Annotated in this window: 13 protein-coding genes; 2 read left to right on the top strand and 11 right to left on the bottom strand. The window is 65.5% G+C overall.

Annotated features, from left to right (window positions below; all coding sequences use genetic code 11):
* Positions 1-42: 42 nt before the first annotated feature.
* From AC07P1_RS17440 to AC07P1_RS17425, 4 genes are all read right to left on the bottom strand, one after another.
* Entirely contained in the window at positions 43-1338 is a 1296-nt protein-coding gene (locus tag AC07P1_RS17440) for a Glu/Leu/Phe/Val family dehydrogenase (RefSeq protein WP_494697008.1), read from the bottom strand.
* Positions 1339-1492: 154 nt separating this feature from the next.
* Positions 1493-2455 (bottom strand): LysR family transcriptional regulator, encoded by a 963-nt coding sequence (locus AC07P1_RS17435; RefSeq protein WP_494697007.1) that lies wholly within the window; start codon positions 2453-2455, stop codon positions 1493-1495.
* A 26-nt stretch (positions 2456-2481) separates the two neighbouring features.
* Positions 2482-3828 (bottom strand): MFS transporter, encoded by a 1347-nt coding sequence (locus AC07P1_RS17430; RefSeq protein WP_494697006.1) that lies wholly within the window; start codon positions 3826-3828, stop codon positions 2482-2484.
* A gap of 28 nt (positions 3829-3856) precedes the next feature.
* The gene (locus tag AC07P1_RS17425; RefSeq protein ID WP_494697005.1) at positions 3857-4330 is read right to left on the bottom strand and encodes a MarR family winged helix-turn-helix transcriptional regulator; all 474 of its coding nucleotides are present in this window, start codon (positions 4328-4330) and stop codon (positions 3857-3859) included.
* Positions 4331-4615: 285 nt separating this feature from the next.
* On the opposite strand from AC07P1_RS17425, the gene AC07P1_RS17420 reads away from it, so the two are divergent.
* Both AC07P1_RS17420 and AC07P1_RS17415 read left to right on the top strand, forming a co-directional pair.
* Positions 4616-5821: a cation:proton antiporter gene (locus AC07P1_RS17420; protein ID WP_494697004.1), complete on the top strand. Its 1206-nt coding sequence runs from the start codon at positions 4616-4618 to the stop codon at positions 5819-5821.
* A 12-nt stretch (positions 5822-5833) separates the two neighbouring features.
* On the top strand, positions 5834-6082 hold the full coding sequence (locus AC07P1_RS17415; RefSeq protein ID WP_090320741.1) for a DUF3297 family protein: 249 nt from the start codon (positions 5834-5836) through the stop codon (positions 6080-6082).
* Between the two features lie 52 nt (positions 6083-6134).
* Here the strand turns inward: AC07P1_RS17415 and AC07P1_RS17410 are convergent, their stop codons facing one another.
* The 7 genes from AC07P1_RS17410 to AC07P1_RS17380 all read right to left on the bottom strand — a co-directional run bounded on the left by AC07P1_RS17410 (position 6135) and on the right by AC07P1_RS17380 (position 13894).
* A complete protein-coding gene (locus AC07P1_RS17410) occupies positions 6135-6326 on the bottom strand; it encodes a hypothetical protein (RefSeq protein WP_494697003.1) in 192 nt (63 codons plus the stop codon).
* Positions 6327-6464: 138 nt separating this feature from the next.
* Complete coding sequence (locus tag AC07P1_RS17405) at positions 6465-7706, bottom strand: MFS transporter (RefSeq protein WP_494697002.1); 1242 nt, start codon at positions 7704-7706, stop codon at positions 6465-6467.
* Positions 7707-7708: 2 nt separating this feature from the next.
* A complete protein-coding gene (locus AC07P1_RS17400) occupies positions 7709-8038 on the bottom strand; it encodes a hypothetical protein (RefSeq protein ID WP_494697247.1) in 330 nt (109 codons plus the stop codon).
* Positions 8039-8054: 16 nt separating this feature from the next.
* A complete protein-coding gene (locus AC07P1_RS17395; RefSeq protein ID WP_494697001.1) occupies positions 8055-8612 on the bottom strand; it encodes an RNA polymerase sigma factor in 558 nt (185 codons plus the stop codon).
* Between the two features lie 70 nt (positions 8613-8682).
* Positions 8683-10296, bottom strand: a complete 1614-nt coding sequence (locus AC07P1_RS17390; protein ID WP_494697000.1) for a retropepsin-like aspartic protease — start codon at positions 10294-10296, stop codon at positions 8683-8685.
* Positions 10297-10468: 172 nt separating this feature from the next.
* A complete protein-coding gene (locus AC07P1_RS17385; RefSeq protein ID WP_494696999.1) occupies positions 10469-11869 on the bottom strand; it encodes a DEAD/DEAH box helicase in 1401 nt (466 codons plus the stop codon).
* Between the two features lie 399 nt (positions 11870-12268).
* The gene (locus tag AC07P1_RS17380; protein ID WP_494696998.1) at positions 12269-13894 is read right to left on the bottom strand and encodes a methyl-accepting chemotaxis protein; all 1626 of its coding nucleotides are present in this window, start codon (positions 13892-13894) and stop codon (positions 12269-12271) included.
* Positions 13895-14122 lie beyond the last annotated feature (228 nt).

The following is a 14122-nucleotide window of genomic DNA, read 5'->3' as shown; positions in this document are numbered from 1 at the left end:
GGCCAAAGCCGGTGCAGGCGCAAATTGCTGGGATTCGTTAAATCATGGGTACAGGCCGCGAACCTCGCGGGCTTGCAACACGCGCGTGCACGCCAAAATGAAGGTGGCGGTGCGCAGCGTAACCTTCTTCTCTTGTGACACGGACCACACGGCGTTGAAGGCCTCCTGCATGATGCGCGTCAGGCGGGCATTGATCTCATCCTCGCTCCAGAAGAAGCTGGAGAAATCCTGCACCCACTCAAAGTATGACACAGTTACGCCGCCGGCGTTCGCCAGCACGTCCGGCACGATCAGCACGTCCTTGTCGGTCAGGATGTCGTCCGCTTCCGGCGTGGTCGGGCCGTTGGCGCCTTCGAGGATGATTTTGGTGCGGATGCGCTGTGCGTTGTCGGCGGTGATCTGCTGTTCCAGCGCGGCCGGAATCAGGATCTCGGTTTCGATGTCCCAGAAGGCGTCGCGGTCGAGGAAGGCCTCGGCGCCCGCGAAACCGGTGACGCTGCCGCATTCGGCCACGTGGTGGTGCAGGCGGGCGATATCGAGGCCGCCCTGGTGCACCACGGTGCCGGTGTGGTCCTGCACGGCGACGACCTTGGCGCCGGCGTCGGCGAACATGGTGGCGGCGACGCCGCCGACGTTGCCGAAGCCCTGGATGGCGACGCGGGCCCCTTCGATGGCGACGCCGCGTTTGATGGCCGCTTCGCGGCCGACCACGAACACGCCGCGTCCCGTCGCTTCGCGCCGGCCCAGCGAGCCGCCCAGCGAGATCGGTTTGCCGGTGACGACGCCGGTCGACAGGTTACCTTCGATCATGGCGTAGGAGTCCATCATCCATGCCATCACCTGTTCGTTGGTGTTGACGTCGGGCGCCGGGATGTCTTTGTTCGGTCCGATGATCAGGCTGATTTCGCTGGTGTAGCGGCGCGTCAGGCGCTGCAACTCGCCGCGCGAGAGGGTTTTCGGGTCGACCCGGATGCCGCCCTTGGCGCCGCCGTATGGCACGTTGACCGCCGCGTTTTTCACCGTCATCCACGCCGACAGGGCCATCACTTCCGACAGCGTCACGTCCTGGTGGAAGCGCACGCCGCCCTTGCCCGGACCACGCGACATGTTGTGCTGCACGCGGTAGCCTTCGTAGTGGGCGATCGAGCCGTCATCGCGTTCGATCGGCACGTCGACGGTCAGGATGCGCTTGGGGCGCTTGAGCGTTTCGACCCAGCGCGACAGGCTGCCCAGGTGCGGCGTGACGCGGTCGATCTGCTGCAGGTAGACGCCCCATGGACCGAGGTCGTCGGGATTGAGGTAGGAAGGCAGTACGTGCTGTTGGTGTGCGGTGGTCATGCTCAGGCTCCGTTGGATTTTGTTTTGGTGAGCGCCGCTTTTGGCGGCGATCAGTGGAACGAATCATAGGACGGAGCCGCGCGGACGGGCCAATGCTGTATGCGCATTCGGTTATGCGTTTCATGCATAGTTATCTAGATATTAATTAATTTCCCTAGCGCTCCGAGACCGCGACGCGGCGTTTGCGGCCGCTGTCGTTGTGTTGCCGCTCGAGGAAATCCCACAGCCTTTCGACGATGGCCTTGCCGCGCCGCTGCGGCGACGGCCGTTCGCGATACAGGCGGATCTCCATTTCGATTTCCCATTCCGCGCTGTCGTTGTCGGCGCGCGCGAGCAGCTTTTGTTTGAGCTCGCGCGTGACGGCCGATTCGGGCAGGAAGGCGACGCCGCTGCCTTCGAGCGCCATCATTTTCAAGCCTTCGGCCATGTCGGTCTCGTAGTGCGGCTCCAGGTGGAGCGGGGTCTTGGCGTCGCCCAGGATCAGCTCCACCATGCGGCCCAGGTAGGCGTTGTTGGTGTACGATAAAAACGGCAGCGGCGCCTTCTTGGTGCCCGGCAGCGTGAATTCGGGCACCTTGTTCTTGTCGCAGCGGGCGTAGGGGCGCAGCGATTCGCGGCCCAGCACCAGCATGTCGTAGCGGCCCGGGTCGAGCTGCACCGGCTGGCGCGGATGGTGGTAGCACAGCAGCAGGTCGCAGCCGCCTTCGACCAGTTGCAGCACGGCGTCGTGCACGTTGAGCGCCATCAGGCGGCTGCTGATCGGCGCGAAGTCGCGTTCCAGGGCCGTCAGCCATTTGGGCACGAAGGTCAGCGACAAGGTGTGCGGCACGGCCAGGTCGATGCTGGTCTGGGCGGCGGCGCGCTTGGAGCGCAGCATGTCGCGCGCGCCGTTGATCTGCGCGAGCATCTCCAACGCCTGTTCGTAGAAGACGGTGCCGGCCGGCGTCAGGCGGGTGGGATAGGAGGTGCGGTCGACCAGGTCGGTGCCGAGCCAGTTCTCCAGCGACTGGATGCGGCGCGAGAAGGCCGGCTGCGTGACGTGGCGCAGCGCCGCCGAGCGGCTGAAGTTATTGGTCTCGACCAGGGAGATGAAGTCTTCCAGCCATTTGGTTTCCATACGGGTTATCCCTTATTACCTTTTGCTTAGTGCGGGTTCGACGTGATGCGGCGCATCGGCGTGAACACATACGCCAGCGCCGCGCACAGCACCAGTATCATGCCACCGCCGGCGAACAATTGCGACAGTGGGATCATCGTCAGCAGCCAGCCGGTGGCGCCGGCCGACAGCGGCGCCAGGCCCATGAAGATGAACATGAAGATGCTCATGGCGCGGCCCATCATGGACGGCGGCACGCGGCGCTGTATCCACGTGAAGACGTTGATCTGCATGAAGCCGGCCAGCACGCCGATCGCCAGCATCAGCAGGCCCGCCTGCCACGCCGCGTCGACCGCGCCGAGCGGCATGACGAGCAGGCCGACGGCGCCGTCGATCAGCAGGATCAAGGTGCCGAAGGTGGCGAAGCGCAGGCGCGCGCCGCCGATCGCCGCCGCGCCCATGCCGAGCAGGGTGCCGGCGCCGTGCACGCCCATCAGCAGGCCCAGGGTGGTGGCGCCGTGCAGCGCGGCGGCCAGCACCGGCAGCGCCACCTGCATGGCGCCGCCGACGAACAGCGAGACGGCGCCCCAGTAGATGAAGCAGGTGCGTAGCGGGACGTCGCGCCACACCATCGCCAGGCCGGCGCCGACGGCGCGCAGCACGGAGGCCGGCGCCTGCGCCGATGGCGCGGCCAGCAGCCGCACTTTCGACAAGGTCCAAGCCGACACCAGGAAACTGAGGCCATCGAGGCCGAACGCCAGCGCCAGGCCGCGGGCGTCGGCGACCATCGCGCCGCCGTGGCCCTTGACCTGGCCGTCGCCGCCGATCGCCAGCAGGCCCGCCGCGATCAGGGGGCCGATCAGCATCGACAGCTGGCGCAATCCCATCAGCATGCCGTTGGCCGCCTGCAGCTGCTCCGGCGCGATCGCCAGCGGCATGATCGAGGTGCCCGACGGGATGCCGAACGCCTGCGCCAGGCCGATGCCCAAGGCCAGCGCGTAGATGGCCATCAAGGTCAGATGCGGCGTCATGACGACGGTGAGCGAGACCGATGCGCCCACGTCCAGCGTGTGCGAGGGCTGGTGGTCGAGCACCAGCAAGGTCAGGACGGCCAGCAGCGCGGCGTTGGCGTATTTGCTGAGCATGAGCACGCGCTTGGGCGAGTGGCGGTCCACCAGCGCGCCGCCGACCAGGATGAAGACGGCGCGCGGAATGCTCATCAGCGCGATGACGAGGCCCAGCGCGACGGTGTCGCCGGTCAGCCGGAACACCAGCCAGGGCAGGGCGATCATCGTCAGCTGGTCGCCCAGCATGGAGATCACGCCGCCGCGCAGCAGCCATTGGAAGTTGGGGTCGCGCAGCAGCGCGGCGCGCGGCGGGATCGGTTCGGACATGGTGGGCTCTCGGACGGTGGGGCGAAGGTTACGAGTTCGAGGCGTTCATGCCGGCGATCAGGCCGAGCGCCTCGCTCAACTCGGCGAAGCGCTCTTGCGGGCAGTTGCGCAGCAAGTCCTTGCTGATCTGCTCGGCGACGACGACGGCGTTGTTGAGCAGCTCGCGGCCGGTGGCGGTGATGGCGGCGTAGGCGACGCGGGCGTCGCGCGGATCGTGCTGGCGTTCGACCAGGCCGATTTTTTCCAGCGGCAGCAGGGTGCGGGTGACGCCGGACGCCGTCAGTCCCTGGCGCTCGGCCAGGTCGACCCGGCGCAGGCGGCCGCCGGGCGCGCGGTTCAGGTAGTGCAGCAGCATGAAGTCGCCGAAGCTGATGCCGTGGTAGCCGCCCAGCACCTGGTCGAGCCGGCGCACCAGGGTGGCTTGGGCGCGCGCCAGGCGCAGCGCGAACTCCAGGCTGGGGCTGACGGCGGCCGGCGCGGCGCCGTTGTCGAGGTTATCCATAAAGTATCCTTTTGTTGTTGAGTTATATTTGATAAATGCTTGAGTAAGCAAGTATATACCGGTGGCCGAAGAAAGCAAGCGCGGCGGTGCAACGCGCCCGGGACCGCTGTGGCGTATACCACACGATTTGATCCGGACTACAGGGGCGTGGCTGGGCGGGACGATGAAAAGATTAACCTGGGATCACTTCCGTTAGCGCTTTCACCATACAATATTGCCTAAAGTTACGCCTCCATGCGGCGGCGCGACTTTTACTCAAACTACAATATAAGCAGGGGACATTTTATGCACATGGGCACCACCGAGATCTTCTTGATCGCGATGTTAATCATCTTTAGCGTGCCGTATCTGATTTGGCGCTTCGGCCGCACCGACTACTACGCGCCGCTGGTGGTGGTGCAGATCATCACCGGCATTTTGCTCGGGCCGGGCATCATGGGCCGCGCCTATCCGGAGTACTACAGTTTCGTCTTCAATCCCCAAGTAGTGCAGTCGCTCAACGGCATCGCCTGGTGGGCGGTGATGATCTTCGTGATGATCGCCGGCATCGAACTCGATTTGAGAAAAGCCTGGGAGCACCGGCGCGAGAGCACGATCACGGCCGGCCTGGCGCTGGGCATGCCGCTGGTGTTCGGCTGCGTCGCCGCGCTCGGCATGCTCGGCTACGCCGGCTGGGTGGGACCGAAGGCGCAGGACTGGCAGTTCGTGCTCGGCGTGGGCATGGCGTGCGCCGTCACCGCGTTGCCGATCCTGATACTGCTGATGGAAAAGCTGGAAATCCTGCGTCAGCCGATCGGCCAGCGCATCCTGCGCTACGCCAGCCTGGACGACATCGCCATCTGGGGCGTGCTAGCCGTGATCCTGCTCGACTGGGACCGGGTGGGCCGCCAGGCCGGCTTCCTGCTGGTGTTCTCGCTGGCGACCAAGCTGTTCCGCGCGATGATGGTGCGGCTCGAGGAGCGCGACCGCTGGTATATCGCGTTCATCTGGCTGGCCGTGTGCGCCTTCGCGGCCGACTGGTCCGGCCTGCACTACATGGTCGGCGCCTTCCTGGCCGGCGCGGTCATGGATACGGACTGGTTCAACCAGGAGAAAATGGACTTCCTGCGCGCCAACGTGCTGATGGCCGTGATGCCGGTGTTCTTCCTCAGCACGGGCCTGCGCACCAACTGGGAGGTGGGCGGCTCGGCCGTGTTCGTGGCGGCGGCGGTGCTGTTGGTGGCGTCGGTCAGCGGCAAGCTGGCGGGCGTCCACCTGGCCGGGAAAATCCTGAAATGGGGACCGGGCGAGGCGTCGATCATCGGCTGGCTGCTGCAAACCAAGGCCTTGATCATGATCATCTTCGTCAACATCCTGCTCGACAAGGGCATCATCACCAACGGCACCTTCACGGCGCTGCTGTTGATGGCCATCGGCAGCACCATGCTGACGGTGCCGGTGGTGTACCCGAAATTGCAGCGCGTGGCGCAGCTGATCTTCAAAACCAGCTGATATAATGGCGGGATGAACGATACTACTCAACTCCCTCCGCTGCCGGATCGTCTGTCGATCGATCCGCGCAGCCCGCACCATGTCGCCGCCGTGTTCGAACACGATGTCGGCATCCGTTTCAACGACAAAGAGCGTCTGGACGTCGACGAATATTGCATCAGCGAAGGCTGGATCAAGGTTCCGGCCGGTAAAAGCCTGGACCGCAAGGGCAATCCGATGCTGATCAAGCTCAAAGGCAAGGTCGAAGCGTTTTACCGTTAATTCGTCGTTCTCAAAGAAAAAAGGCCGCCCGGTTGATTCCGGCGGCCTTTTTTCATTGCGGGGGCTGTTCGCTGCGCAGCTTGTCGAGCATCTGCAAGGTCGACGGCACCAGGTTCATGATGCCGTGGTAGGCGCAGTATTCACAAAACGCCTCCTCCGGGCTCATCGCGTTGATGCTGCTGTCGGAGTGTCCGCGGCGGCGCAGCGCCCGCAGGCAAGCCGCATCCATATTTCTGGCGTTCATGGAATTCCTCCCTTTCGAGTTGAGTATTGAGAATCACTCCGCTCATTATAATTCCAAATAGTTCCATGTGGCAATTAAATTGAATTTTACTAATAGGATTGGAATTTTCGCCAATGTTGAGCGCTCGCCAACCCCGGGTCACAGGGCCGGCTGGACGGCCGCGAGGCCGCGTTGCAGCCGCCACACCAGTGTCAGCGCCACCAGCGAAGTGGCCACGACCACGTAGCCGATCACGCTGAAGTGCTGCAGCCTGCCGTCCGGCGCCTGGGTGACGATGTGGCCGGCCACGACCGAGGCCACGCCGCCCGACAGTTGCTGGATCGACGCGCTGATGGCGTTGAACGCGCCGCGTTGGGAGGCCGGCGGCACCGACGCGGCCATCGCCTGGTACGGGATCATGCGCGAGAAGATGCCGACGAACATCAGGGCGTTGACCGCCACCAGTGCCCACATCGGGATGGTGCCCAAGTGGGTGTAGACCACCACCATCACGATCGACAGCGCGGTGCCGAACACGAACACGGGGAACTTGCCGCGACGGTCGGCGGCCCGGCCGATCAGCGGGCCGGCGAAGATGGTGCACAGGCCGGTGACCAGGTATACGGTGGGCAGGTGCTGCATGTCGATGCCGAGGTTGTTGACGATGTAGGCGCTGCTGAAGGGCATGAGCATGAAGCCGCCGGTGGTGAGCAGGGCGGTGATGGAGAAGGCCAGCAGGTGGCGCGGCACGGTCACCGTGCGGTACAGGTGGACCCACGGGCTGTGGCGCTGCGGCTGGTCCAAGTGGGCGTTGACCGGCTGCATTTTCCACGCGACCAGCAGGCCGCCGGCCAGGCCGAACGCGGCCATGGCGAGGAAGGGGATGTGCCAGTCCCATTTGTTTGAAAGATAAATGCCTATCGGGATGCCGAGCACCTGGCTGGCGGCGAAGGCGGTCTGGATCAAGCCCATGACGCGGCCGCGCAGCTGCGGCGCGAACAGGTCGGTCGAGATGGCCAGCACGATGGAGCCGATGACGCCGCCGAACAGGCCGGTGACCACGCGCGCGGCCAGCAAGCTCTCGAAGCTTTGCGCCAGGCCGCACCAGACGGTGCCGAGGATGAAGCCGGTGTAAAAGAACAGCAGCAGCTTCTTGCGGTCGTAGCGGTCGGCGAAGCCGGCCGTCAGCAGGCCGGAGGCACCGGCGCTGAAGGCGTAGGCCGACACCACCAGGCCGAACTCCATCGGCCCGATGTCGAGGGCCGGCATGATCACCGCGCCCAGCGGCGACATCAGCATGAAGTCGAGGATCACCGCGAACTGCAGGAAGGCCAGCATCGCGACGACGATTTTTTGATACGGTGTGAAATTCGCCGCGACGGCGGCGTCGGTTTTTGTCATTGTTATTCCTTGGTGTTTTCTTTGTTCCATTCCCGGCCGTGGCCCCAGAAGCGGCCCTTGTGGGCGGCGCGGAATTGTTCGCGCTCCTCCGGCGTCATCGCCTGCCAGCGCTGCCAGCGTTGCGCGCCGCCGTCATGGTGGTGGTGGCGGCCGCCGAAGCCGCCGACCAGGATGCGGCACAGCACCAGCAGGCCGAGCGCGCGCCAATAATCCAGTGGCGCGCCGCCGGAGAACAGGTGGGGCACGATCCAGTTCCACAGCAGCATGACGATCCAGCCCAGTAGCGCCATGATAACCAGCATCTTGGGGATGAGCAGCAGTTTGTATTTCATCATTTCAACTCTCCTTTCATTCGTTGTACAGGTCCTGCAGCCTTGCGCGCAAGTGCAGCACGGCGTAGCGCTTGCGCGCCAGCAGGGTGTTGACGGACACGCCGCTTTGCAGCGCCATGTCCTTGAAGCTCAGCCCGTCGAGTTCGTGGGCGATGAAGACGTCGCGTTGGTTGGGCGGCAATTCTTCTAGCGCCGCCTGCAGTTGTTCGAGCAGCACGGCGCGGTGGTAGGCGTGTTCGGGGCCGGCATCGGCCGACGGCACCAGCAGGTCGAGGCGGTAGGCTTCGCCATCCTCGTCGACCATGTCGTCCAGCGGCACTTCCTTTTTCTTGCGGAAGCGGTCGATGATGCGGTTGCGGGCGACGCGGTAAAGCCAGGCGCTGACTTGCTCGATCGGCTCGGGCAGGCGGTGGGCCTGGGTGAATTCGTAGAAGACGTCTTGCAGGATGTCTTCGGCGTCGGTCTGGTCGGCCACCCGGCGGCGGATGAAGCTGCCCAGTTTCGAGCGCTCGCGCAACACCGTCGCGGTGATGGCTTGGTCCTGGTCGGTGGTGGTGGGTGTAGGCGGCGGCATGTAGGTGTAGACGGCCCGCCGTCGCGGATATTGTGTGAACGATACAAATTGTTGCCTGCTGGGCTGTGAACTACTCGGCCGACGTCACCTTGTTGGGCTCGATATAGACCTTGCCGCCCTGGTAATCGAACAGGATGTTCAATTGCCGCAAGATGCCGTTGCTGATGTTGCCGGCGAGGGTGGGGCTGTTGAGCGTGCCGCCGCCGCGCGTCGACAGTTCCAAGGTCGGGTCGGCGATCTGCACGCCGCCCATCTCGAACAGCTTGCCGCGCGTCGTCAGCACCTGGGTGGTGCCGCCGATGACTTGCGCGGTCTGCACGGTGTCGCCCGCGCCGTATTTTTCCACCAGACCGTAGCGGTCGACGAACGGTTTGCTCATCGTTAGCGAGAAGTCGCTGCCGGTGTCGATGGTGAACTTGCCCGGCAGGCCGTCGAGCACGGCTTCGATCTGCGGCGTCTTGTCATGGAACGACAGCGGCGTGGCGGCGGCCCGGCCGCGATAGACAAAGCTGTTGGGGTCGTGGAAGGTCAGCTGGCGCGCGGCGTAGTCGATCAACGTCGGCGTCAGCCACAGCCACTCGTAGCCGATGGTGCCGTCGATCGGCAGGTTGTCGAGGGTGGGACTGGTGAAGAAGGCCTGGCGCTCCAGCGTCAGGCCGGCCATGCCGATCTGTTGCACCGTGGTCAGCACGCCGCGCTCGGTCTGCTGGCCGAGGCCGGACAAGACGGCCACGCCCTGCGCGGGCAGGCGCAGGCGCCGGTACAGCTTGTCGCTGATGACGTTGCGGGCGCCGGTGTCGAGGATGAATTTGAACGGGCCCTGTCCGTTCAACGTCAGCATCACGCAGATGTGCGCCTGGCACGGCTCGAACGGCACCGTCACGACCGGCCGCTGGGCCGAGAAGCCCTGCATGACGGCCGGCTGCGGCAAGGAGAAATCCATCTGCACGGCGGGGCGGTTGAGCACGATGGTGGATACGCGCAGCGTTTCCTCGTCGGCGCTGTCTTTCGCGTCGCGCACGCTTTCCTCGAAGGGCAGGGTGACGGCCCCCACGCGGCGGAAATCGCGGTAGTCGATGGTGAAGGTTTTGCCGTCGACCACCTCCTGGCGACGCTCGATGCGGCGCGTGGTGTTGTTGATCCAGTAATCGAAGGCGATGCCCGATGCGAGCTCGACGCGCACGACCGCGTAGTCGACGCCGGCGTGGCGGCGCGGCGCCTTCAGTTCCAGCCGGCGCGCCTTGCCGCCGCGCGCGAACCACCAGGCATACGATTGGCGTCCCAGGTGCAGCTCGGGATCGCGGCCCGGGCCTTCCTGCTTTTCCAGCTTGCCCATGCGCTGGCGCCAGAAGTTCCGGCCGTCCGAGCGCGACATCAGGCGCGCCACCGCCGACGTGGGGATGCGCTGCGCATAGCGGCCGCTGGCGAAATCGAGGTCGCTGCTGCCCGCTTCGTCGTGGTCGAGGTAGGTGCGCACGAATTGCGTGTGCTGGGTCTTGACCTGCCGCCAGGCGTCGCCGCCGACCGCCTGGCGCGCCTGGGCGAGCAGCGCCGCCGCGCTTTCGGCGGCGACGCCGTGCAAGCTGGCGCTGGCCAGCAAAAGGCCGGCGACGACGCGCATGACGCCGATGGCGCCGATCACGTGGAGGGCGCGTATCGTGCTGATAAACTGGCGAACTAGCAAAAATGAATCCTTGGTTAGGCGTCACCTGCGGCGAGCGCGCCGGTGCAGGCAGCCATGTTAGCTGAAAAGCCATGCGCCGCGCCAGCCGTCCGGCGCCCGGACGCAAAAGCGGCCGCCAGATCGCTCTGGCGGCCGCTTCGATTTGTGGCTTACGCTGCGCTAACGATGACGATTAACGGTCGCCGTAGCTGCGGCGGGCGCCGTCGGTGCTGCGCGGGTTGCTGCCCTTGTAGCCGCCGCCGGTGCTGCCTTCCTTGCGCGGCGCGCTAGGCTTGCTGAACGTGCGCTGGCCCGGCTTGGCGCCGGTGCGGTTGTCGCCCGGCTTCCAGCCGCCTGGACGCGAGGTCGAACGGGCCGCCGAGGCGGTCTTCTTCGGCTCGTAACCTTCGATGACGTTGACCGGGATCAGCTGTTTCGTGAAACGCTCGATGCGCTTGACGTTCATGCCTTCGGCGTGGTTCACCAGCGAGATCGCCAGACCATTGCGGCCGGCGCGGCCGGTGCGGCCGATGCGGTGGACGTAGTCCTCGGGGAACTTCGGCAGGTCGTAGTTGAACACGTGCGTGATCGTCGGCACGTCGATGCCGCGGGCGGCGACGTCGGTGGCGATCAGGATCTTGACCTGGCCGCGGCGCAGGCTGTCCAGGGTGCGGTTGCGGGCGCCCTGGTGCATGTCGCCATGCAGCGCGGCGGCCGAGAAACCGGCGATGTTCAGGCGGTCGGCGATGGTGTCGGCGTCGCGCTTGGTGGCGGTGAACACCACGGCCTGGTCGAGCGAGTCGTCGCGCAGCAGGTGGTCGAGCAGGCGGTTTTTGTGCGACAGGTCGTCGACGAAGTGCACGCGCTGGGTGATGTTCTCATGCTTGTTGGCGGCGCTCAGCACCTGGATCACTTGCGGATCCTTGGTGATGCGGCGCGCCATGTTGCCGACGACGCCGTCGAGCGTGGCCGAGAACAGCATGGTTTGACGGGTCGACGGGGTGGCGTCGACGATTTTTTCGATGTCGTCAATGAAACCCATGTCCAGCATGCGGTCGGCTTCGTCCAGCACCAGGATTTCCAGTTGCGAGAAATCGATCTTGCCCGATTCCATGTGGTCGATCAGACGGCCAGGGGTGGCCACCAGGATCTCGGGATTCTTGGCCAGCAGTTGCATCTGTTTCGGGTAAGGCATACCGCCCAAGATCGACACGGCCTTCAAACGGCGCAGGTTGACACTGTATTTGTCGGTATTGGAGGTCACTTGCAGGGCCAGTTCGCGGGTCGGGGTCAACACCAGCATTTTTGGCTGTGCGGCTTTGAAACGCGGACGCTCGCCACGGGCGCGGGCGGCCTGCATTTCCTGGTTCGGCGTCTTGCCGGCGGCGGCCGGGTCGATCTCGGACAAACGGTGCAGCGACGGCAGCATAAATGCGGCGGTCTTGCCGGAACCGGTTTGCGAGGAAACCAACAAGTCCTTGCCTGCGATGGCGGCAGGGATGGCCTGCTGCTGAACCGGGGTCGGCGCGGTGTAGCCGGCGTCGGTCAGGGCTTTGATGATGGACGTGTTGAGACCTAGTGCTTCAAATGTCATGCTGTTCTTTCGTAAAAAACCTGCGCCCGTGCAAACGCCGAACGCGAAATAGCAACGCCTACCAAAACGAAATGACTCAATCAAAATCGAAAGAAATTTCGGCACAAAAGCTTTGCGCCGGGACGGTGTCAGGTGCGACACCAAAGGCGGGAGGGCTTCATAAGCGACATCAGGATGATGCGCTAAGGCTTGCGTAGCTGCTAGTAATACCTGGCTGATCAATCGGCGCCGCTGGTTGTCGCGGCGCGCTCACTGCAGCGCACAGGCGACACTATACAGTAGTTTGGCCCCGCCTGTACAGTTAATTGGCGGTTTTAGTGTGCGCCGCAGCAAAACTACTCCGGGGTCGGGTCCACCATTACTACACGGACCCGGCCGTGGGGCGGCGCCGGCGGCAATTTAGTGCAGAGCTTGTGTAGCAAAAGTGGACCTGACCCCGGAGTTGCCGGGCGCCAGCGAAAACACGCCGACCACGCGCGCCAGGTGGCTGGCTTGCTCGTGCAGCAGGGCGGCAGCCGCGCCCGCCTGCTCGACCAGCGCGGCGTTTTGCTGCGTGGCCTGGTCGATGCCGCCGACCGCTGCGCCGATGCGGGCGATGCCGTCGGTCTGCTCCAGGCTGGCCGCGTCGATCTGGCCCATGATGTCGGTCACCCGCGCCACGCTGGCGACGATCTCGGTCATCGTCGCGCCGGCCCGGTCCACCAGCGCGGCGCCGGTGTCGACCTGTTCGACCGATTCCTCGATCAGCCCCTTGATCTCGCGCGCGGCCGCCGCGCTGCGCTGCGCCAGGTTGCGCACCTCGCCGGCGACGACGGCGAAACCGCGCCCCTGCTCGCCGGCGCGCGCCGCCTCGACCGCCGCGTTCAGGGCCAGGATGTTGGTCTGGAAGGCGATGCCGTCGATCACGCCGATGATGTCGGCGATGCGCCGCGAGGCCCGGTTGATCGCGCCCATCGTGTCGACCACCTGGGTGACGACGGCGCCGCCCTGGGCCGCCACGTCCGAGGCCGAGAGCGCCAGCGCGTTGGCGCGCCGGGCGTTGTCGGCATTGCGCTGGACGGCGCCGTTGAGCGCGCCGATGGCCTCGGCGGTCGCCTCGAGCGAACTGGTCTGCTGCGCCGTGCGCGACGACAGGTCTTCGTTGCCGGCGGCGATCTGCCCGGACGCCGAGGTCACCGCGTCGGTGCCGGCGCGCACCTGCGTGACGATGCTGCCGAGCTGGTCGCGCATGTCGCGCATCGCGTGCAGCAGGCTGGCCCGGTCGCCGGCGGCCAACTGGACGTCGACGGCCAGGTCGCCGGCGGCGATGCGGCGGGCGATGCCGGCCGCCAGCGCCGGCTCGCCGCCGAGCTGGCGGCGCAGCCCGCGCATGATCAGGTTGGCGGCCGCCACGCTGGCGGCCAGCGCGGCCGCCAGGATCAGCGCGCACTGCCACTGCGCGGCGGCGATGCGTTCGCGCGCGACCGCCTCGTCGAGCGCGGATTGTGCGGTGGCCAGCTGGACGACCTGGTCGATGACCTTGCGGTGCGTCTCGTACAGGCCGCCGAGGCGTTTGAGCGCGGCCGCCGCGCCGTCCTGGTCGCCCTTGGCCAGCGCCGGCAGGAAGGTGTCGAAGGCGGTGGCGTAGAAGGCCAGCGCGGGCGCGTGGGCCCGCTCCAGCATCAGCGGCCCCATCTGGCCGGGCAGGTCCTGGCCGCGCCAGTAGGCGTGGCGGGTGTCGTAGTCGGCCTTGAGGGCGCGCAGGCGCCCGGCCAGCGCCTGGCGCGCATCGCCGGCGGCGGCGCCATCTGACTGGCCGACGTTGGCCATCTGCAGGCACACCAGGTAGGACTCGATGATGTATTCGGGTGGCGGCAGGATATCGGCGATCAAGTCCTTGCTCTGCACGATGCGCTGGTAGATCGGGCCGTTGACCTGGATCTCGTTGAGGGCCTTGAACGACCAGGCGCCGTAGAGGCCGAAGCCGGCCACGAAGCAGCCGATAAGGATGAGAAAACGCGTCCTGACGTTTACCTGGTCGAGCATGGTGTCCCCGTGATCCCGGGCGGCTCGTGGCCGCGCCTGTTCTAAGAAGGTGGATGATCCGTTCTGGTGGGAAAGACAATAGCAACAATCGGGCGGGAACCAAAGCGGCTTGCATCCCGGTTGCATCGGTTGTTGCGTCATGACATCTAAATATTGTCGTAAACGTCAATACCAAGCCGGGAGGCCCACAAGACGGCAGGGTCAAGACGGCAGGGTCAGGTCCGACAT

The sequence above is a fragment of the Duganella sp. GW821-FHT07F09 genome, assembly GCF_059418705.1.
This window is presented reverse-complemented; position numbering and strand designations above follow the sequence as displayed.